The sequence below is a fragment of the Sporosarcina sp. OR05 genome, assembly GCF_041414805.1.
Classification (GTDB): Bacteria; Bacillota; Bacilli; order Bacillales_A; family Planococcaceae; genus Sporosarcina; species Sporosarcina saromensis.
In genome coordinates, this window is record NZ_JANKJL010000003.1 from 203,186 (window position 1) to 222,781 (window position 19,596).

At 41.9% G+C, this 19,596-nt stretch carries 20 protein-coding genes; 7 read left to right on the forward strand and 13 right to left on the reverse strand.

What is annotated here, in order from left to right:
• Nucleotides 1–37: 37 nt before the first annotated feature.
• On the forward strand, nucleotides 38–553 hold the full coding sequence (locus NRI27_RS08060; protein WP_371390246.1) for a nucleoside deaminase: 516 nt from the start codon (nucleotides 38–40) through the stop codon (nucleotides 551–553).
• Between the two features lie 174 nt (nucleotides 554–727).
• Entirely contained in the window at nucleotides 728–886 is a 159-nt protein-coding gene (locus NRI27_RS08065) for a sigma factor (protein WP_371390247.1), read from the forward strand.
• Between the two features lie 425 nt (nucleotides 887–1,311).
• Here the strand turns inward: NRI27_RS08065 and NRI27_RS18040 are convergent, their stop codons facing one another.
• Both NRI27_RS18040 and NRI27_RS08075 read right to left on the reverse strand, forming a co-directional pair.
• A complete protein-coding gene (locus NRI27_RS18040; RefSeq protein ID WP_483316076.1) occupies nucleotides 1,312–1,473 on the reverse strand; it encodes a hypothetical protein in 162 nt (53 codons plus the stop codon).
• A 176-nt stretch (nucleotides 1,474–1,649) separates the two neighbouring features.
• On the reverse strand, nucleotides 1,650–2,573 hold the full coding sequence (locus tag NRI27_RS08075) for a helix-turn-helix domain-containing protein (RefSeq protein WP_371390248.1): 924 nt from the start codon (nucleotides 2,571–2,573) through the stop codon (nucleotides 1,650–1,652).
• Between the two features lie 104 nt (nucleotides 2,574–2,677).
• Here NRI27_RS08075 and NRI27_RS08080 point away from each other — a divergent pair, with 104 nt between their 5' ends.
• Entirely contained in the window at nucleotides 2,678–4,036 is a 1,359-nt protein-coding gene (locus NRI27_RS08080; RefSeq protein ID WP_371390249.1) for an amidohydrolase family protein, read from the forward strand.
• A gap of 216 nt (nucleotides 4,037–4,252) precedes the next feature.
• Here the strand turns inward: NRI27_RS08080 and NRI27_RS08085 are convergent, their stop codons facing one another.
• The 5 genes from NRI27_RS08085 to NRI27_RS08105 all read right to left on the reverse strand — a co-directional run bounded on the left by NRI27_RS08085 (nucleotide 4,253) and on the right by NRI27_RS08105 (nucleotide 8,924).
• Complete coding sequence (locus tag NRI27_RS08085; protein WP_371390250.1) at nucleotides 4,253–5,227, reverse strand: Rpn family recombination-promoting nuclease/putative transposase; 975 nt, start codon at nucleotides 5,225–5,227, stop codon at nucleotides 4,253–4,255.
• A 201-nt stretch (nucleotides 5,228–5,428) separates the two neighbouring features.
• Entirely contained in the window at nucleotides 5,429–6,238 is an 810-nt protein-coding gene (gene phnE / locus NRI27_RS08090) for a phosphonate ABC transporter, permease protein PhnE (protein ID WP_371390252.1), read from the reverse strand.
• 11 nt (nucleotides 6,239–6,249) lie between these two features.
• Nucleotides 6,250–7,053, reverse strand: a complete 804-nt coding sequence (gene phnE / locus NRI27_RS08095; RefSeq protein WP_371390321.1) for a phosphonate ABC transporter, permease protein PhnE — start codon at nucleotides 7,051–7,053, stop codon at nucleotides 6,250–6,252.
• A 2-nt stretch (nucleotides 7,054–7,055) separates the two neighbouring features.
• On the reverse strand, nucleotides 7,056–7,817 hold the full coding sequence (gene phnC, locus NRI27_RS08100; protein WP_371390253.1) for a phosphonate ABC transporter ATP-binding protein: 762 nt from the start codon (nucleotides 7,815–7,817) through the stop codon (nucleotides 7,056–7,058).
• 63 nt (nucleotides 7,818–7,880) lie between these two features.
• The gene (locus NRI27_RS08105; protein WP_371390254.1) at nucleotides 7,881–8,924 is read right to left on the reverse strand and encodes a phosphate/phosphite/phosphonate ABC transporter substrate-binding protein; all 1,044 of its coding nucleotides are present in this window, start codon (nucleotides 8,922–8,924) and stop codon (nucleotides 7,881–7,883) included.
• Between the two features lie 123 nt (nucleotides 8,925–9,047).
• On the opposite strand from NRI27_RS08105, the gene NRI27_RS08110 reads away from it, so the two are divergent.
• The gene (locus NRI27_RS08110) at nucleotides 9,048–10,586 is read left to right on the forward strand and encodes a bifunctional metallophosphatase/5'-nucleotidase (RefSeq protein ID WP_371390255.1); all 1,539 of its coding nucleotides are present in this window, start codon (nucleotides 9,048–9,050) and stop codon (nucleotides 10,584–10,586) included.
• 90 nt (nucleotides 10,587–10,676) lie between these two features.
• Here NRI27_RS08110 and NRI27_RS08115 read toward each other — a convergent pair whose 3' ends face one another.
• The gene (locus NRI27_RS08115; protein WP_371390256.1) at nucleotides 10,677–10,844 is read right to left on the reverse strand and encodes a YfhE family protein; all 168 of its coding nucleotides are present in this window, start codon (nucleotides 10,842–10,844) and stop codon (nucleotides 10,677–10,679) included.
• A gap of 69 nt (nucleotides 10,845–10,913) precedes the next feature.
• Nucleotides 10,914–11,351: a general stress protein gene (locus NRI27_RS08120; protein WP_371390257.1), complete on the reverse strand. Its 438-nt coding sequence runs from the start codon at nucleotides 11,349–11,351 to the stop codon at nucleotides 10,914–10,916.
• Between the two features lie 283 nt (nucleotides 11,352–11,634).
• Between NRI27_RS08120 and NRI27_RS08125 the strand changes: the two genes are divergently transcribed.
• Nucleotides 11,635–12,582 (forward strand): AEC family transporter, encoded by a 948-nt coding sequence (locus NRI27_RS08125; RefSeq protein WP_371390258.1) that lies wholly within the window; start codon nucleotides 11,635–11,637, stop codon nucleotides 12,580–12,582.
• On the opposite strand, the gene NRI27_RS08130 is transcribed toward NRI27_RS08125, so the two are convergent.
• Nucleotides 12,579–13,223, reverse strand: coding sequence for a hypothetical protein (locus tag NRI27_RS08130; protein ID WP_371390259.1), 645 nt, complete (start codon nucleotides 13,221–13,223; stop codon nucleotides 12,579–12,581). The two genes, NRI27_RS08125 and NRI27_RS08130, sit on opposite strands and share 4 nt — an antisense overlap.
• Nucleotides 13,224–13,439: 216 nt before the next feature.
• Between NRI27_RS08130 and NRI27_RS08135 the strand changes: the two genes are divergently transcribed.
• Complete coding sequence (locus NRI27_RS08135) at nucleotides 13,440–13,706, forward strand: hypothetical protein (protein WP_317943842.1); 267 nt, start codon at nucleotides 13,440–13,442, stop codon at nucleotides 13,704–13,706.
• A gap of 890 nt (nucleotides 13,707–14,596) precedes the next feature.
• Entirely contained in the window at nucleotides 14,597–15,121 is a 525-nt protein-coding gene (locus tag NRI27_RS08140; RefSeq protein WP_371390260.1) for a CueP family metal-binding protein, read from the forward strand.
• Nucleotides 15,122–15,280: 159 nt separating this feature from the next.
• Here the strand turns inward: NRI27_RS08140 and NRI27_RS08145 are convergent, their stop codons facing one another.
• The 3 genes from NRI27_RS08145 to NRI27_RS08155 are packed head-to-tail and all read right to left on the reverse strand — an operon-like array spanning nucleotide 15,281 to nucleotide 19,577.
• Nucleotides 15,281–16,561, reverse strand: coding sequence for an amidohydrolase (locus NRI27_RS08145; RefSeq protein WP_371390262.1), 1,281 nt, complete (start codon nucleotides 16,559–16,561; stop codon nucleotides 15,281–15,283).
• Nucleotides 16,562–16,604: 43 nt separating this feature from the next.
• Nucleotides 16,605–18,122, reverse strand: a complete 1,518-nt coding sequence (locus NRI27_RS08150) for an AbgT family transporter (RefSeq protein WP_371390263.1) — start codon at nucleotides 18,120–18,122, stop codon at nucleotides 16,605–16,607.
• A 9-nt stretch (nucleotides 18,123–18,131) separates the two neighbouring features.
• Nucleotides 18,132–19,577, reverse strand: coding sequence for a M20 family metallopeptidase (locus NRI27_RS08155; protein ID WP_371390264.1), 1,446 nt, complete (start codon nucleotides 19,575–19,577; stop codon nucleotides 18,132–18,134).
• Between the last annotated feature and the right edge of the window lie 19 nt (nucleotides 19,578–19,596).

Here is a 19,596-nt window from a genome sequence, read left to right on the forward strand (position 1 = left end):
TTCATGTAGAAGTATTTATCAAAAGGAGTGGTCGAACGTGATAACAGATCGAGATAAGGTTTTCTTACAAATGGCATTGGAAGAGGCAGAGATGGGGCTTCAGCAGAATACGTATCCCGTCGGAGCAATTCTTGTGGATGATCAATACAATGTGATTGCAAAGGGACGTAATAGAGTGCATACCGCTAAAGACGCAACGGCGCATGCAGAAATCGATGCGATCCGAAATGCGGGAGAAGCTATTTTTGACGCGAAAATACATAACAAAGCCTTTACCCTCTATAGCTCATTGGAGCCATGTCCCATGTGTACAGGCGGAATTCTTTTTGCAAAGATTCAACGAGTCGTCTGGTTGTTAAATGATGATATGGGATTTGGAGGTTATCAAAAGATGAAGGATTCGGCGATCTTCAATACCAAATTTAATCGAATCGAAGCCATTGCGGAGCCTGATGTTGAGCTTAAAAATCGTCAACTCGAGCTAATGCGGCAATGGGAGCAAAATTCAAATCACATCCAACATTTAAGGTCCGCCGGGAGCGTAAATGTGTAATTAGGGTGCATTCGTTCACATGTACGATAGGGTGGACATGAAAATTCATTGAATAACTAAATACACCACAACCGGGTGTCCAGATGAACTTTCTTCATTCTGAAACCCGGTTTTTTTATTGGAACCGATAGTTACCGAGCGTCGTCTAACAGGTAGGGAAAGGGGGCGTATGGTGTGGATCACGAAGATTTGTGTGGGCTGTCGGAAGATATGCAAATTGAAAAACTGATGACACGATTCGGTGAAGAGCTTAAGCGCCTTACGTATACGTATGTGAAAGACCATGCTGCAGCGGAAGATGTGACACAGGAGATTTTCTTAAAGGTGTTTTGAAATTGGATACATATGCAGGGAAGTCGTCCTTCGAATGAATTATTTGGAAGCGATTTGAAACATGGTCTTTACGGTGCTTACGTGGACCAAAAAGGTGCTGCTGTTTTATACCTAGTCCCGTTTACGCATATCATAGGGTACCGACACCTCAGGATCAATTCGAGTTGTTGAATACAATGACACAAATTATCCTCAGACATCCAGAAGTAAAGGAAATTTATTATACGTTTAATTTGAACCGGACGGATTTCTTTGATTGGCTGGACGCCGATGAGCAAGTATATACACGGGAATAAATTACGGTTGATTGACAGGAACTACAGATGGCCAGGTTCTTCTTCGTTTAATGAAGAACCTGGCCATTTTAGATTGGTGACAGAGTAGACGATGCAAATCGATCGTTATCGTTTTTTCTTCCGCGCCCTTTACTTCAACAGTATGCTAAAAACGACTACGCCCGTAATGATGGTATAGGCGAGTATTTGCCAAGTGAACAACAGTTGAATGGCATCTTCGATCGAAGTGCCATGGACGAATACATCATACGGATTTTCGTCGCGGTACGCGATCGGTAGCTTGTCTCCCACGTTGTATTGCTGGTACGTATAGGGGGTGACGTCTTTTATGACACGGAAATTCTGTCCGTATTTGTCTTCGAAAGAGATGACGAATTCGTATTTTGAGTCTGCATATTTGCGATAGGAGATTTCGTAGTTACGGTCGAAAGTACGTTACCAATTGCCAAACCTGCTATTTCATTTCATCATTGTCTCGTAGAAAGTGAACCCGGTTCTTGATAGACCAAAATCAGCTCTAAATAATTCTCAATCCGCTTCGCTTGCCCAACAGCACCTAATTCTCTAAATAGATAAATCGATTTTCGAATCTTCGTAATCCCTTGTTCTGTTTCTCCCAATCGCAATTTATAAGCACCTTTGAGCTGCAACAAGTTTGCCCGCTCAAATAATTTGTGTTCAGGTAGTGAGAGCTTGTGCAGGTAGGAAAAGAACTCGTTCAATTCTGTTTGAAATCTCGTGTCGTGCGTGAAGTCAGTGACAGGCCCCAATAGATACGTAATTGAATTCATGAGAATGGTCGTAATGACGTCATTTACCTTTTGGAAATCCTTGTATCGAATACTTTTTTCATATGCGGTTCGAGAAAGCAGGAGCACGGTTTCCGGTTCAAGAAAAAATAGCGTCGCATTATAGAGTATGAATTCATAAAGCCCCCATACTTCAATGCGGAAGAAGTAATCTGCTAATCGTTGAATGTCCTCTTTGGTTACTTCTTCATCCATCCTTTTGTTGTCAAGGATCCCTTCATACATATGTAGCATTAACACATGATACTGATGGGTTTCTACCCCGAATTGCTGCCACTTTTTCGTTTGCTGCTCTTTTAACTTCCTTAGTGCATCCGAATCACCTTGTGTGTATGCGTTGTGAACCGCTCTGAAAAACTGTTCAAGTTGGCTCGATTGGAACTCGTTGTGCACAAACAAAAATTCATCAAAACTCATCATCATTTTTTCTAATATGTTCGTGAACAGCCCAAGTGTCATATCGGAATCACCGCGCTCAAATTTCGATAGGAATGAAATCGAGCAAATCCCATCCGCCAATTCCTTCATCGTCAGTCCTTTTTGCTCCCGAATCTGCCGTAGTGTTTCCCCGTATGCTTTCATTACTTCGCCCCAATTCCACTATATGAAAATTAATGAATCACTTTGAAAGATTCAATTTACAATAAAAATAAGATAATTCCATTATACATGAGGAGGCGGCTAATATGGCTGAAGCAAAACAGTATCTAATAAAAAATGGGACGATTATTGATGTTGAAAAAGGGGAATCATTCCTCGGCTCAATTGAAATTGAAGGAACAAAAATTAAGCGGATGTATAAGGTGGATGAAAGGTTGCCAGAAAACCTTCAGATAATTGATGCGAACGGTATGTATATAATCCCGGGTTTGATCGATATGCATTGTCATATCCAAAGTAGATTTGCGCCACATTTCTTGGCGTCTGGAGTGACGACCGTACGAAATCCAGCGAGTAATGTGATGCTGATTGAGGATTTGCTCAACGCGCCGCTTGATGCACCTACACCTCGTGTCTTTTCCGCAGATCGGATGATTGATGGCGAGCCGGGACTGTGGGGGCCAACAAGTTTCGGGAACTTTGTTACAGAAGATCCTGAAGAAGCCCGACAGGAAGTGCGAAGACAGGCGGAAGCCGGTGTTCATTTCATCAAGACTTATGGTTTAGCCAATCGAGAGGTTATTCAGGCAACGGTTGAAGAAGCTCATAAATTTGATTTGGAAGTCGCTTGCGATTTGATTCATTCCCAAAAAGTGAGTGCGTTGGAAGCGGCACGGCTAGGCGTTACGTGGTTCGAGCATGCTTCAGGGTTTGTACAGTCCCTCTATCCGGGGTGGTACCCAACTGCAGATCAAGCGGAATGGAGTCATATTGATTGGGAGAATCCTGACGAGAAGATGATTAGAGAACTTTGTAAACAGATGCTCCAATATGAAGTGAAGCTCTGTCCAACGCTTGTTTGCAACGATCAGTCGAAACGGTATCCTCATATTTGGTCGCCGGAAAATCTGGTGATACGTTCTCTCGAAGAACATGCTATTTTGATGAGCCATTGGAAGAGCATGGAACAACATGTACACAGTATTAAACAGCAATTTTGTAATCAGCATGCTTTTACGAAACTTGTGACGAAGACCTATTTTGACCTGGGTGGCACAGTTGTAGCAGGGACCGATACGCCTGCGCTTTTGTACACGTTCCCAGGGATGGCGCTGCATCGAGAGTTAGAGCTATTCAGAGAGATTGGGCTAACTGAAATGGAAACGTTACAAGCTGCAACAATCCGTGCGGCGCAATCCATCTATCTTGAGAACATCGGCGCAATTAAAGAAGGGTACATCGCTGATCTCGTCATCTTGAATGAGAATCCACTCGAAGCGATCGAGCATACGAAAAACATCCATCGCATTGTGAAAGGTGGGAGGGTGTACAGCCAAGAAGAAGTGCTTACGTATATTCAAAGCAATGAGGAGTCCGAAGTGCGGATGGTTGAATTCCAAAGTAGATGGGAAGAGGAGATGAGCAAAGTGGAAGTTGGCGACTGAAATATAGTAAGCGAGAGAAGTCATTGTACCAACGTTGAGAAGGGATTGACACATTGTTCGACAAGGGGATGGTCAACTAACAATGAAGGCCAATAGTAGAAGTACATCTTATAAAAATACGAAAAATGAAAATAACCATCCTTTGCTCATGTGAGTGAGTATGTAGGATGGTTACTTTCTTCATTTATACGCTCAGTAGCTTCCTAACAGAAAATATTACTGATTTGCTCGGTTATCAATGATGTTTTGTACCTGTTCAGCCGTCAAATCAGCAAGCTTACAAATTAATTCCAAAGGAAGAGATTCATCGTGCATTTTCAAAACAAACGCCTTTTTGGTTTGTTCCTTTCCTTGCTCGATGCCTTGCTCGATACCTTTTGCGATTCCGATTTCACGCCCTTTTTCAACGCCTTGCTTAATCCCTTGCTCGATGCCTCTTTCAATTCCTTTTTTAAGTCCAAGCTTTTCAGCATCTTCCATCCGTTGAATATGGTCACGCAGCGCAATTTCCCTGCTAAGAGCAAGGTGGAACGTTTCGGGATCCATACTTAGTTTACGGATTTCCTCAAATGCCTCTTTGTATGCGGAACTTTCCATCGCGATTTCCTCCTTCATTTTTTGATTTCCTCTAAAAAACAGTAGCCATTTTTCGAGCGCATTCATATCATCTAGAGGCTTTTGCAGTTCTTTTGGCAATTGAATTACGTGTATCTCCAAGTGCTTAGAAAAGAGAAGTCCTTTTTTCGGTTCTATAATTTGAAATGTACTATGAATGTCTTTAATTGGCAACATTTCAAAATCCGAAATGATGATTTGGATTACTTTTTTCAACTGTCCATACGGATCTGTACTTCTTATTTGTGAACTATACAAACTCGCCCAATAATACAGCATGCGTTCGTTGAAAGCAGTATGTCTTTCCAATTGCATTTCTATGTTAATTTGTTCCCCAAGTTCAGTCGTCGCACGCAAATCCATGATGGACAACTTATCAACGGCATACTTTTTCGTATTCAAAGGATCCATTAACTGTAAAGACTTAATCGTACCTCCTAAAATTGAATTGACAAAATGCAGAAGCAACCGATTGTTCCGTTCATCTGTGAAAAACGATTTGAAAACAAAATCATTTCGTAGCTCTAGTAATTCAGAACCGTAAACTTCCATATCTTCCTTCACGACAGTAACCAACGTACATCCCTCCATTTCGTTACACTCTTAATAAAACAAACGTTCGTAAAAATCAAGTAAAATAACAAATTATTCAAACTTTTAAAAGGGGATTATTGTTATAAATGTATGCCTACAAAAAAGCAAGTACTTGTTCTGTCAATAGCATGCACAAAAAAAGAACAAGTCTCTTAAATGAGACGTTGTTCTTTGGATGACAATTTAATACCCTCGCACAATTTTATTGCGAATTTTATTCGACAACAATTCAACTAGTAAAATCAATACCATCAAACCAATCAAAATAGAACCGACTTCGGACCATTTATAACCATTCATCGCGAAAATGAGTGGGGCACCGATACCGCCTGCACCAACTAATCCGAGAACGGCTGCGTCCCGCAAGTTCATGTCAAACCTGTAAATGGCGACGGATAGGAACATTGCCGAAAGTTGGGGAATGATGCCGTAACGGATCTTTTCGAAAGTTGTACATCCGATCGACTCTAGAGACTCGAGGATATTTACTTCCAAATCTTCGATAATATCTACAAAGAGCTTAGAAAGCATTCCGATTGAGACCAACGCCATCGTCATCACACCGGCAAACGGTCCAGGTCCTGTTACACGGATAAACATTAAACCATACACAATTGCAGGGATGGTACGGATAAAGATTAACAAGAGACGAATGATGAACGCAATCGGTTTTGGAACAATGTTGGATGCCGACAAGAAAGCGAGCGGAATCGCAAGAATTGCTCCGACGATTGTACCTAAAAAGGCGATTGCCATTGTTTCTAGCAGTAAGTACGGAACACCGTTTTCGTTAAAGGTGAATAATAATTCTGTGTTTGGTGTCACAATTCCGTGCAAAATGTTTTTGGCGATTGTCAGTCCATTGCTTGTGAAATTCGATAAATCGATAGCGGTTAATGACCACATGAGAAAGAGAATGACTATAACTGCGGTGATCACATTTTGCACAGTGCGTTTTGGCTCATTTAATAAATGTTTTTCAATTGTATTCATTGTGACCACCCTTATAGTAATTTCTTTCTGATGTATTCACTAATCGTTTCGATAATTAATACTGTGATAGCGAGCAATAGTAAAATCATGCCGACATTCGCATAATTACGCCATCCAAGGCTTTCGTTGAGCATTAAACCGATACCGCCTGCTCCGACATAGCCTAGTATGGCGGCGTATCGTACATTTCCTTCGAAACAGAAGATCGCGTTTGAAAGATAGTTTGGCAAGATTTGCGGCATAATGGCGTATCGGAATGCCGAAAACGTTGTGTGCCCCATGGACTGCATCGCTTCAAATGCCTTTAAATCAGCATTCTCGATTTGCTCGTACAACAGTTTGCCAACATAAGCGATCGTAAAGATGAAAATGGCGACAGTTCCTGCCATCGTCCCGATGCCGAAGATGAACGTTGCAATTAGCGCTGCGACCAATGTTGGCAATGTACGCAATATGCTTAAGATGAATTTAGTTGTGACGACAACCGTCTTATTTTTCCCCATGTTCGATGCGGCAAAGTAGGCGAGTGGCAAGGCACATACGGCACCTAGAATGGAGCCTAACAGCGACATCTTAATGGTGTCGAATAAAGGTTGCCAAAGTTTGTCTAAGTAGTCCCAATTAGGCGGGATCATGCCATCTAGAATCATCCATAACTCTCGGATTCTTTTTACTAATTTCTCAACGTCAAACCCTGTAATCTGGACAGAATAATAGAAGCAAATGAGTAGGATCAAAATGATAATAGGAGCCTTTGAGCGCTTAACTGCAACCGTTTTTCCGTTTGGCAATGTAATTGACTTTGCTTTTAAGATGTTCAATTGCCAGTCAGCTCCTCTTCAAGCTTTCCATTGTAAATATGTTCGAGAATCTCTTCAGTCACTTCATTTGCCGGACCGTCGTAAACGAGTTCACCACTTCGGATACCGACAACACGATCAGCGTATTCCAATGCCAAATCGACATGGTGGATATTAATGATGACGGTCATATTCATTTCCTTGTTGATCCGTTGGAAATCTGTCATCACTTGTTTTGCGGTAATAGGGTCCAAGGAAGCGACAGGTTCATCCGCTAAAATGATGCTTGGATTTTGCGCAAGTGTGCGGGCTAACGCGACACGCTGTTGTTGACCGCCGGAAAGCTGGTCGACACGAATGAAAGCTTTGTCCAAAATATTCACCCGATCGAGTGCTTCCAATGCTGCAATTTTTTGTTGTTTTGTATAGAGGCCAAGCACCTTTCGCCACAAGGGCATATCGGGTACAAAGGAGACTAGTACATTTTTAATGGAAGAAATACGGTTCACGAGGTTGAATGATTGGAAAATCATCCCGATGCCTCTACGCAACTTTCGGATGTCTCTTCCTCTTAGCTTAGATACTTCCACATTGTTGACGATTAATGAACCATCCGTAATATCATGCATCCGGTTCACACAGCGTAATAGAGTAGATTTTCCTGCGCCAGATAATCCGATAACGGCTACATACTCGCCTTGTTCAATCGTCAAATTAATATTATGTAATGCGACATAGCCGTTGTCGTATTTTTTTTCTACGTTTTGAAATTTTATCATGCGTACATCACTACCTTTGCTTAAAAAAGGGAACACACAAGATGTCCCCTTTTTTCATTGTATTTAGTTTGAACTAAGTTCTTGAACGATTTCTTGTGCTTTTCGTTCATTGTCATAGTCTGAGTCTTTTGCTTTTTGATAGCCGTCATGGCTATAGATTGCGATGACTTCTTTACCTTCTTCGGAATTACCGATATTGATGAACGCTTCTTGAAGTGCAGTTTTTAACTCGTCTGTCATGTTGTCGGAGTTTTTGCTTACGCTCACTGTATCGTTATAAATTGCTGGCATTACACCGATGACATCTGTTTCATCCCAAATTGAGTTGGATTGACCAAACTCAGCTGTCCATTTGTCTGCAAAGTCGATACGTGCATCCGCATAAGTTACGAGTACGTCTGTTTGACTTGCAGCAAGACGAGCAAATGCACTTCCGTATGAATCAGCCTGTACCACTTTTGATAGATCAGTAATCGTTTTGCCGAAATTCTCATCTAACCATAAAGCTGGGTAAATATAACCTGCTGGAGATGATGAAGACATAACGTTCCAGTTTACATTGTCTAAATCTTCGAAAGTCAATTCTTCGCCATTATTCACTTTTTCCGCAAGGGCTCTACCTTTTTCAGATGGGCCAGCGATAAGAAGTGCGCGATAAGAATTTGCTTGTACATCTGACTTTTCGGTTGGTTTGTTTTGATTCCACTCAGCTGGAGCGTCTGCATCAATGCTCAAACCTGCACGAGTTGCTGTCAAAATAACTTCCGCGCCGTCGTCATAAAGGACATATGTACCACCAGGAATTAAACCGATATCTGTTGTGCCAGCAGATAATGCTTCACCGACAGCTTCGTAGTTTGTTCCAACCGTGATGTTGACTTTGCTTACATCATAACCTTGTTCTTTGAGCTCTGCTTTTAGCATTTCTTTAAGCGGTTCGGTTGCTGTAATGATTTCTTCAGGATCACGCGATGGAACGAAAGCGATCGAAAGTTCTTCGATTGTCTTATCGTCTCCGTTGCTTTCAGACTTTTTGTCATCTGATCCACATGCAGCAAGTGAAATGCCCATTAAGAGTACAAGCATCAACATTACTAATTTTTTCATGAATAAACCTCCTCATTTTTGACTACTAGACTAGTATAAATTACTTTGATAGAATAGGAAAGTAAAGAATTTGTTAACATATATTTCAAAAATAGATGCTACTAATATGTATTGAGGTGTCCGATGAGAAAAATCTCTATTTTGGTGACGAGTGATGTACACGGGTATATAATGCCGACCGATTTTTCTGGTGTGGAAGATTTACCACTCGGATTAGGCAAATTGGCAACCGTCATCGAGGAAGAAAGGAACAATCATTCCATTCTGTTGATCGAAAATGGCGATTTCATTCAAGGAAGCCCGTTAACCTATTATGAACAAAGCTTTGTAAAGGGAACGGAAAACGCAGTGATCAGTGCAGCGAATGCACTTCACTATGATCTCGCGGTATTCGGGAACCATGAATTCAACTTCGGAATGCCTGTTTTGAATGAAGTGGTGGAGCAATCGAATTATCCTTGGCTTGCTGCAAACATTAAACGAACGGATGGCACGTACTTTACGCAGCCATATGTATTAAAAGAAATCGATGGCGTCACGATTGCAGTTGTTGGTGTAACGACACAATTCGTCCCAGTTTGGGAAGCGTCGAATCATATAGAAGGACTACTCTTCGAAGATTCCTTTAAAGCAGCGAAAAGAGAAGTGGAATGGCTTCGTGCCAATCATGAGATAGATGTAATGATCATTGCCTATCACGGTGGATTCGAATGTGATTTGGAAACGGGGGCAGTCCTTGAAACGACTGGCGAGAATGTCGGTTATCAAATTTGTCAAGAAATTGAGGGGGTTGATGTTGTTGTTACTGGTCATCAGCACCGCGAAATCGCTCAGCATTTATTCGGCAAAGCCGTTGTACAGCCTGGCACAAAAGGCGTTTGTCTCGGAAAAATTGAGTTGACGATAAACGATAGTGGAAAGTTGGAAAAAGCCGAACCATCCTTGATCTATATGGACGATGTACCGGTCAATGAAACGATAAGCGCGTTAATCGCACCGATTCATACGGAAACCGAGAACTGGCTTGACCAAAACATCGGAAAAATAGAAGGAAATATGCTCATTGACAGCCCATTTACTGCACGATTGAAGGGGCATCCGTATGCTGAATTTATTAACCGGATTCAAAATGAAGTAGGCGACACGTCTATTTCATGTATGGCCATCTTTAATGATGTATGTCGGGGATTTCAGCCAGATGTGACGATGCGCGATATCGTGACAAATTACATCTTCCCTAATACATTAAAGGTGTTACAAGTGAAAGGTCGCTATATTATTGAAGCATTGGAGCAATCGGCAACGTATTTCACATTGGTCGATGGTGTTCCTGCCGTATCTGATGCTTTTATGATACCGAAAGCCCAGCCTTTCAACTACGATCTGTGGACGGGTATCGATTATACGATCGATTTACGCAAGCCTGAAGGAAGCCGTGTTGTGGAAGTGCTCTATAATGGAAGACCGTTGGAAGCTGAAGAAACGTATGAAGTAGTCATGAATAATTACAGAGCGACGGGTGCGGGGAATTTTCCGTATTTCAGGGAGTGTCCGGTTGTGAAAGACATTCAGACGGATATGACAGAACTAATCGCGAATTATTTTGTGAAACACGGAACCGTTACAGCTAAGCCGATGGACAATATGACAATCATTTATTAAATAAAAGGAAGAACATGCCGCTAGGTAGAGGCGCTGTTCTTCCTTTTTCGTATTTCAGCTACTTAAATACTTTGTATTCACTCACATTGATTAGTTGTCTTTAGACTTGTTATCGTTTTCCTCTTGCTCTATCGCTTTATCCGCCTTATTGAAGTCTTTTTGATAAAGTACTTCTTGTGCTGAACTGAGATTATTATTCTTGTCAGTCATCTGTTCATGTGGCTGTTTGTTCTTATCCATTTCAATTACTCCTTTCATCCTTGTGTCTCTATTACTTGTACCCAAACCTTGGAATACTATGCACAACTCAATGTTAGAGTACATCCATCATTTTTTCGCATCAACCAACACAAGCACTTTTCCATTTTGAACGTCATCTGCAAACTGTTCTGCATCATCATCCGGAACACCTAGTTCAAGCAATGCGTGCTTTAATCCGCCAGCATCTGTACCAGCGCCGATTACTGCACCGCCAATCGTTGTCAAAATGGGGCCGGCCGCTAACACTGCACCGAATCCCGGAATCACAACGGTCGATAACCCTACTAGAACGCCTGCCATACCGATCGCACCGCCCGTTGCAGCTCCTGCAATCGCTCCATCTCTCGTTGACGGTTTAATTTCCTGTGTTACGGCATCCGGCGTTTCAATATGTTTAGCAATTACCGAAATCTCTTCAGTTGTATAACCTTCCTTTTTTAATGATTCCACTATTTCAGCTGCTTCGTGTTCAGTCGAATAAACGCCAATTACTTGTTTTGTCATAACAAAATCCCTCCAGTTCACTTCTGCGGTGATGTATCCTCTTTACCCATCCTGAAAGAAATCTATACATCGTTCCTTGAAAATTATTATCGCAATAAAATGAAAAGGACGATAGCACTCATGAAAATTGGCTCTCAACACAAAAATGCATAAGAGACAGTTTGCCCCCATGCATCTTTCATTTGGATATTAAAAACGGAGTCTTTCGTTATGTTGATACCTTCTACGTACCTCTTTGCTAATTCATTCATACGCTACAACAATATGAAAAGGAGGGCTAAAGATGCTATCGATTGCCACGTTCATGCAAGTGTTACTCCCGTTGTATCTGATTGCAAGCGTCGGGTTTATCGCACGAAAAATAAACGTATTCCATACACAGACGAATCATGTCAGTACCCAACTACTGTTAAACATTACTTTACCGGCATTAATCATCTATTCATTGAACACGAAGCTTACAAAAGAACTGCTTATCTCTTTTGAGTGGTTAGTGGCAATGTCCCTCTTCATCCTCGGCAGTTCCGTCATTGTCGCGTTCATTTCACGGAAGAAAGCGCGTTTGCCTGAACAACAAAAAAGTGTCTTTGAAAGCCTCATTATTTTTGGCAATCAAGGATTCATTGGTTATGCAATCATTTTTATGCTTATGGCTGAAGAGGGAATCGTGTATTTAACGATTTTCAATAGTTGTTATTTGCTACTTATTTGGTCGTACGGCATTTATTTATTCACAAAGGGTGCACACAAGGTGAACTGGAAAGGTTTGATCGTCAATCCAGGCATTGTATCGACCTTAATCGGGATTGTTATGATGGTCTTGCCTCTTTCTTGGCCAGAAGCATTTGTAGCAACCGTTGAAAGCATTGGTAAGATGACGATACCATTATCGATGCTGCTCATCGGTAGTCTGCTTGCGGATATGCGATGGCAAACATTCCGCCAATACGGCATAAACAGGTATCTATGGATAGCAGCTGCTTTTCGTTTACTCGTGTTGCCAATTTGTTTACTGCTTTTCCTTTATGTCCATGTGCCTTTTCCATTGCTAGTTGTTGCTGTGCTGACGTCGGCGATGCCGAGTGCTACAACGACTTCGGTCTATGCCCAGAAGTTTGGGGCGGATGCGTCTTTTGCTTCGTTTGGTGTCCTTTTGACAACGGTGCTATGCCTGTTTACATTGCCGTTATTATATAGCCTTTTGCATTGGTTGTATCCGTATTTTTACTAATTCATCGTAGGGAACGCAATGACCAATTGACCTTCATGATTCATCACTTCAATGAGTGCATCGTCAAAGAGGTAAGGCGTGTCATTCTGATCTCGTGGTGTAACCTTTTCATAGCTATTTCTAGCCGTTAGCACAGGGAAGGTGATTGGGATGAAACGTCCTTTATGTAAGACCCGCATATTGCCCATCAGGAATAACTCTTTGCTAGATGCGGCAAAGCTTAAGTGGCCGACTTTCTTATTTGTCGTACGGGAGATAAGTTTTACGTCTTGCAATAAAGCGATCAAGCACAACATAATATCATTGATCACTTCAGGTGAAAGTTTATCCAATCCTTGCTCCACGAAAAAGGCATTGAGCTGGTTTCGGATTTCCTTAAAGGAGAACAAATTCTCGATTTTCTCTTTTTTTCCTTTGCCGAGGTTTTGAATGATTTCTTGGCAGTGGTCGAAATAGCTTTTAACGTACCCTGTCATCTGTTCACGTTGGACAAGGAATTGTCCGAGTTCGTTTAGTACTTTATTGGCTTGCGCATGTTTTTTGGCAAATAACAGAAATGCTAGCACGTCTTTTTCGTCAAATGACCGTTCAGCGAATTGTTTGTAATAATATGCAAAAAGTTGTTTTTCTTTATTGTCCATTGGTTTTCACTCCTTCACATCAGAATTTCATCATACCACGGATTGTTTTTCGAGATAATCGACACGTCTTATGTTGCACAGATTGAGAGTTGTTTGAATAAACTCAATTCATTTCATTTTTGATTTCACCGGTGAATGCATTTAAAATAGACTTCTGTAGTTCTACTTGGAGTAGATGTACGGAAGTAACGAATAATCGGATTGCTGGAGGTTACTATGAATTATCGAATTATGAACAAGCAAGTATTTGAACAAGCGCAAGTGCGTTCAGTTTCAGATGTAACGTTCACAGAGGAAGAACTTCAACACGGTATGAAAATTGCCGTGTCAAAAGTGGACAAGACACTCGAATTGTATTTAGTCGATGTAGATGGACAGAAGAAGTTTGAAGTCCGGTGGGATGACTCCACGGAAATTTTCACAGGCTGGAATTCCGCTTGGGAAAACTTCACTTGGTGTCTAAATATCGTTGGAAACGAATAATAGGGTCAGCCGCCCTTGAATAAAAGCATGTTTTGATTTTTATTTCAAAACATGCTTTTATTTTTTGTTGATTGCTGGAAATTAATAAGGTGATAAATTTCAGAATTCATATGAAACTTTCTGCCGTAAGTGATCGTATTAACTAGTAGATACACGCCTACATTAAGTAAAATTGAAAAATGATCATAACTTGTTAAGAGTTAACAGACGTATGGGACAGAAAAAATAACCATTGAAGGTGATGTTTTGAAGAACACAAAATTAAGGCTTATTTGGATTGTGCCCAATGTATTCTGTTACATTATGCTGATTGGCTGCCTAATTTTTGTGCCTATTCATAAGAAGGACATTGCTGAAATCGGTATGTTATCGATATGGATTTTAATGCTCATAGCACTATTTATGGTAGCCCTATTTGGAAGTTTTCGTAGTAGATATTGGATAAAAAAGGGGAAATGTAGTGGTAGTTTGTTCATCAACACAAAGCGCGGAAAGGGGATCGCACACTTGGATTTTGCTAGAAAGTCTATCTATTACCTGTTCATCATTGCATTTGCCATACTTTATTTTTACATCCTCAGTTTACTTTATAACTATTCGCCACTATATGTGGGGCATTCTCTATATCTTGGTCTTTTGAGTTTACTTGTAATTATTTTTTCTATCATCTTATCCGTTTTAACGGTTAATAAAATACGAAAAATATACATTGCCAAACTTTCGTGATCGAGTCAGTGATTTTTTTACATAATGTCATTGTCTACTGCGTTCATCGTCCGACAGTGAAATCCTAAAGTTGCCTGTGCTAGAATAGAGACACTAGCTGTTCACTTGAATGTGAACTTGATCACCTTCGATGAAACATATAACGAACAGGAGTGAAATGCATTATGAAGAAAAGATTGATTTTAGCAATCGGTTTACTAGTAAGTCTTCTCTTGGTTGCTTGTAGTAAGGAAGATTCGGGGAATAAAAGCGAAGTCGAAGATATTAAAGAAAAGGTACATGAATATAGCGTAGGAAGTTTCCCAGACGATGTAACAGCGTCTATTACTTCACATGAACTTATTGTCACGAACAAAGGTCAGAAAACGACAATCGACTTGCCGAGTGATGAATTCTTTGTTTCGATTGCTCCCTTTGTTGAAACGACTCATTCTTGTGCAATCCACAGCTTAACTGGGTGCCAAGGGGAATTAGTTGGAGAGGAATTTGGCGTGCTCATTAAAGATGAAGAGGGCAATGTAGTAGTAGATGAAACGATGACTTCACTAGAAAATGGATTTATTGACTTGTGGTTACCACGCGATAAAAATTTGTCGGTGAAAATTACACAAGGCAATAAAACGGTTGAATCTACTATTTCAACATTTGAAGGCGATAATACTTGTATTACGACAATGCAACTGACTTAATGCTGTTACAGAGTTGCATTTGTAACAGATTTGATATGCCAAACAATTGTTGAGTATAGCGATAAGTTTTTAAAAACTACTCATTAAGACCCGTGTTTGGACATAAAAAAGGATGTTCCTGAAATCAATTTTCTGGAACATCCTTTTTAATTAAATAACTCACTCCGTACGGCTTAATTCCTTTGCAGCGGCAAATAAAATTTCAGCAGCGGGGAGTAGGGCGTCTTCGTTAATGTCAAAGCATTCGTGATGATGACCAGCAGCAAGCTCTGTGCCAAAGATGCAATAGGTCGCTTGACCACCGCGCTGTTGGACCGCTTCCAAAAAGTAAGTTGCATCTTCTGATCCTGCGTTCGCTTCACTTGTGACGTCCACATGTTGGATGAATGCATGATGCTTCGCAATATCGGCTAAGCGTTTTGCCAAGTCATCCGAGCATTTGCAGCTCACCGCTTCGCCAGCTGTTTCGATCGAATAGTCAATGCCGTACATTTGGGCAGCGCCTTTTACGATGTTTTCGACTTGTTCTTTCATGTAGTTGTTCACGTCACTCGTTTCACCACGTGTTTCGGCGACAAGTGTGGCATGGTTCGGGATGATGTTTCGTCCCGATCCAGCATGCAATTCACCTACGTTAATGCGCGAGTCACCGCCTGAATGTCGGCAGATGGCGTGCATATTCAATGCAGCACTAGCAGCGGCAAGCAAGGCGTTTTTTCCGGCTTCCGGTTCTCCGCCCGCGTGTGCAGCTTTCCCTGTAAACGAAATGTTGAGCTTCGTTGTCGCTAAAAAGCCATTGTTTGCAGCGACAAAATGGTGTTGCGGCACACCCGTACCGATATGAGAGGCGATGAAGTAATCTGTGTCGTCTACAACTCCGGCACGAGCCATTGCTTTTGCGCCTCGCGTTCCTTCTTCTGCTGGTTGGAAAATGAGCTTAATGACACCGTTCAGCTCTTCTTGCTTTTCTGCAAGTAGCGTAGCGAGTCCAAGACCTATTGACGTGTGTGCATCGTGCCCGCATGCATGCATCGATCCGTCAGCAGTTGACCGGAAACCGAATGAAGCAGGCGTATGATCCGCTGTATCTGCCTCTAAAATCGGCAGTGCATCCATGTCTACCCGGAACGTAACGGTCGGACCAGGGCGCTTTGTATCGAGCGTTGCAACGATGCCTGTGAACCCTTCCTCAAAATAAGGAAGGAAGCGTTCGACGGCACCGTTTTCAATTGCCCAAGTGACATGTGCTTTTGTTTTAGCTGCATCGGGTTTCCCCATGCATACGTCTTCTTTCATCACTTCTTTACCGAGCTGTAAGTCAAACCCTAACGGTTCTAAAATGCTTGCTACGATGGATGCCGTACGGATTTCTAGAAAACCTTGCTCGGGAAATCGGTGAAAATCACGTCTCCAGTCAATCATTTGTTCTTCTAGTTGCATACTAATGCCTCCTGAAATGACGAATTGTTGTTTGTATTATTGATTACATACGTGCTGGAATACCAGGTCCGAACGGAATGCCTGCATAGAAGAATACAAGAATTAAAATGATCCATGTAATTAAGAATACAAGGCTATATGGAATCATTAAGGACATATACGTTCCGATACTAGCTTTCTTATCATAGCGCTGCATGAACGCCAAAATAATGACCATGTAAGGGAACAACGGCGTAACGATATTTGTAGATGAATCCGCAATACGATAAGCAACTTGCGTGAATGCCGGATGATACCCAAGCTCCATAAACATCGGTACGAAAATTGGTGCTTCAATAGCCCATTTTGCTGAACCAGATGTAATGAGGAAGTTCATAAGTGATGTGAAAATAATATACCCGATGATAAGTGGCATTCCTGTAAAGTTGACGCTTTCTAGGAATTCCGCACCGTTGACAGCTACCCATGTTCCTAAGTTCGACCAGTTGAAGTACGCAGTGAATTGCGCGATTGCGAATACGAGTACGATATAGCTAGACAAGTCTTTGACGGATTCAGACATGTAGTGGCTAATATCTTTACTAGACTTAATTTTGCCGACAACCATACCGTAAGTTACCCCGATAATAATGAAGAAGAACAAGATAATCGGAATGATACCGCTTAAGAACGGAGATTTCGGAAGTAATTCGCCGTTTTCATTTGTTAATGGGCTGTTTGGTAAGTAAATCGTTACGACAATTAGAATGACATATAAAAGACCTGCAAGAACTGCTGATATGAACGCCTTCTTCGCCTTCGGGTGTTCTTCCGTCTCTTCGTCTACAACAGCATCTCCTTTGTAGACACCAAGACGTGGCTCAATGAATTTCGTTGTCAGCAAGCCCCCGACAATTGTTAAAACGATAACGGACGCGATATTGAAAAACCAGTTATCTACGGGTGACACGATGAATGTTTCATCCATGATCCGTGCAGCTTCTGTCGTAATACCCGCAAGCAATGCATCTGTTCCAGCAATGAACAAGTTTGCCGTGAAACCTGCACCTGCTCCTGCAAATCCTGCAGCTAGACCCGCTAAAGGATGACGGCCGACTTTATAGAAGACAAGTGCTGCAAGTGGTGGAATTAATACGACTGCAGCATCTGACGCCAAGTTCCCCATGATCCCAACGAATACAACTGTGTATGTCAGTAGGAAAGGGGGGGATTTCAAAATTGTTTTACGTACAGCATAGTCTAACATCCCAACTTTTTCAGCTAATCCAACACCAAGCATCATGACGACAACAAGGCCAAGCGGCGCAAAGCCCGTAAAGTTATCGAGCATCGATGTGAGGATGAACTGCAAACCTTCTGCAGAGATCAAGCTTTTAATCGGTAGGACTTCACCTTTACCTGGATGGACAACAGAAGCGTTAAACAAACTGAAAATCCAAGAAACAATAATCATTAATACTGCTAAACCGACAAATAGTGCGAATGGATCGGGTAATTTATTCCCTATCTTCTCAACAATGTCCAAAAACTTTTGGAAAAAACCTTTCTTCTCTTTCATCATTTCACCTCTTTAGTAGATTCTTTTTCCGCCAAGCGTAGATGGACTGACATCTTTCGGAATCGGCGGATTGTATGGGTTTTGGTGCTCAAATTGAGCATGTTCTTCTCTCACTTGTGCAAGTTTTTCACTTGAAGTGAGTAGATCAATACCAGTCAAAGCCATTGCAGAAGCAGCGCGGATCATGCCGCGATGCGCAAAATCTGAAAGCCCTTGGGCCGTCATTTGCCATGTATGAAGTGCCGTGCCAAGCGTACTTGTTGCAGCCGTAAGTTGGGCAGTAGGGAGCACCCAGCTGACATCCGCTACGTCTGTCGAGCCATAGAAAATTTCCTCAGATGGGACATAATCAGAAATTTGATCATTCAAATACTTGCCTTTGAATTCACTACCGTCTCCGATATAGCCGAATCCACTCATAACATCTAAGTAAAATTCTTGCTCATCAGATGAGAATGTCTCCCAAATCTGTTTTGCGTATGCCTCTTCTTCGGCGGACACTTCACCAGCTCCGACTTCTTTTAAGTTTTTGTGAAGGATTTGTTCCAAACTTCGATTTGGCACATAGTTGGAGCACGCTTTAATGAATTCAATTTCCACGTTCGTTTCAGTCATAAGTGCTGCGCCTTCAGCAATCTTGCAAATCCGTTTATAGATGCCCTCGACTTGATTGTTTTTCGGTGCACGGATCAAGTACAGCACTTCCGCTTGGGGTTGCACGACTGCAGGGGATAGACCGCCTGTATCGGTAACGGCATAGTGAACACGAGCATCTTGAATGATATGCTCACGTAAGTAATTGACACCGACGTTCATTAATTCGACCGCATCCAACGCACTTCGGCCAAGGTGAGGGGAGTTTGCTGCGTGTGCAGATATCCCTTTGAAACGGAAAGCGACTTGGTAGTTTGCTAGCGTCGGTCGGCTCATAATGGAATTACCCGGTGACGGATGCCATGTCAATGCGGCGTCAACGCCTTCAAACGCACCGTCTCGCACCATGAACGTTTTTCCCGATCCACCTTCTTCACCTGGGCAGCCGTAAAAGACGACCGTACCTGGCAAGTTGTTCGCTTCCAAATAGGCTTTCGTTGCACAAGCTGCAGCAAATGCGCCTGTACCGAGTAAATTATGTCCGCATCCATGTCCGAAATGAGGGGTTTCTTCAACAAGCTCCTTTTTAGCTGTTCCTGGCGTTTGGCTCAATTCGGGCAAAGCGTCATACTCACCTAAGAAAGCAATGACCGGCTTCCCTGAACCGTATGTTGCTTTAAACGCAGTAGGGATATTGGCAAGTTTACGCTCGACCGTAAAACCTTGTTTTTCACATTGCTCTGCTAGAAACTTTGCAGATTCAAATTCTTCAAACCTTGTTTCTGGATGCTGGAAAATATAAGCGGATACCTCATTGAAGTAGTCTGCATTGTTATCCATATAGTCTTTGATGAATGTATACATGTAAAAATTCCTCCTAGTT

What these genes read in the sequence shown, in the direction of transcription:
- NRI27_RS08135 (WP_317943842.1), top strand. Translation starts at nt 13,440, where the DNA reads ATGAATTATCGAATTATGAACAAGCAAGTATTTGAACAAGCGCAAGTG.
- NRI27_RS08125 (WP_371390258.1), top strand. Translation starts at nt 11,635, where the DNA reads ATGCTATCGATTGCCACGTTCATGCAAGTGTTACTCCCGTTGTATCTG.
- phnE (WP_371390252.1), bottom strand. Translation starts at nt 6,238, where the DNA reads ATGAATACAATTGAAAAACATTTATTAAATGAGCCAAAACGCACTGTG.
- phnC (WP_371390253.1), bottom strand. Translation starts at nt 7,817, where the DNA reads ATGATAAAATTTCAAAACGTAGAAAAAAAATACGACAACGGCTATGTC.
- NRI27_RS08130 (WP_371390259.1), bottom strand. Translation starts at nt 13,223, where the DNA reads ATGGACAATAAAGAAAAACAACTTTTTGCATATTATTACAAACAATTC.
- NRI27_RS08150 (WP_371390263.1), bottom strand. Translation starts at nt 18,122, where the DNA reads ATGATGAAAGAGAAGAAAGGTTTTTTCCAAAAGTTTTTGGACATTGTT.
- NRI27_RS08155 (WP_371390264.1), bottom strand. Translation starts at nt 19,577, where the DNA reads ATGTATACATTCATCAAAGACTATATGGATAACAATGCAGACTACTTC.
- NRI27_RS08080 (WP_371390249.1), top strand. Translation starts at nt 2,678, where the DNA reads ATGGCTGAAGCAAAACAGTATCTAATAAAAAATGGGACGATTATTGAT.
- NRI27_RS08145 (WP_371390262.1), bottom strand. Translation starts at nt 16,561, where the DNA reads ATGCAACTAGAAGAACAAATGATTGACTGGAGACGTGATTTTCACCGA.
- NRI27_RS08110 (WP_371390255.1), top strand. Translation starts at nt 9,048, where the DNA reads ATGAGAAAAATCTCTATTTTGGTGACGAGTGATGTACACGGGTATATA.
- NRI27_RS08140 (WP_371390260.1), top strand. Translation starts at nt 14,597, where the DNA reads ATGAAGAAAAGATTGATTTTAGCAATCGGTTTACTAGTAAGTCTTCTC.
- NRI27_RS08115 (WP_371390256.1), bottom strand. Translation starts at nt 10,844, where the DNA reads ATGAAAGGAGTAATTGAAATGGATAAGAACAAACAGCCACATGAACAG.
- NRI27_RS08120 (WP_371390257.1), bottom strand. Translation starts at nt 11,351, where the DNA reads ATGACAAAACAAGTAATTGGCGTTTATTCGACTGAACACGAAGCAGCT.
- NRI27_RS08075 (WP_371390248.1), bottom strand. Translation starts at nt 2,573, where the DNA reads ATGAAAGCATACGGGGAAACACTACGGCAGATTCGGGAGCAAAAAGGA.
- NRI27_RS08105 (WP_371390254.1), bottom strand. Translation starts at nt 8,924, where the DNA reads ATGAAAAAATTAGTAATGTTGATGCTTGTACTCTTAATGGGCATTTCA.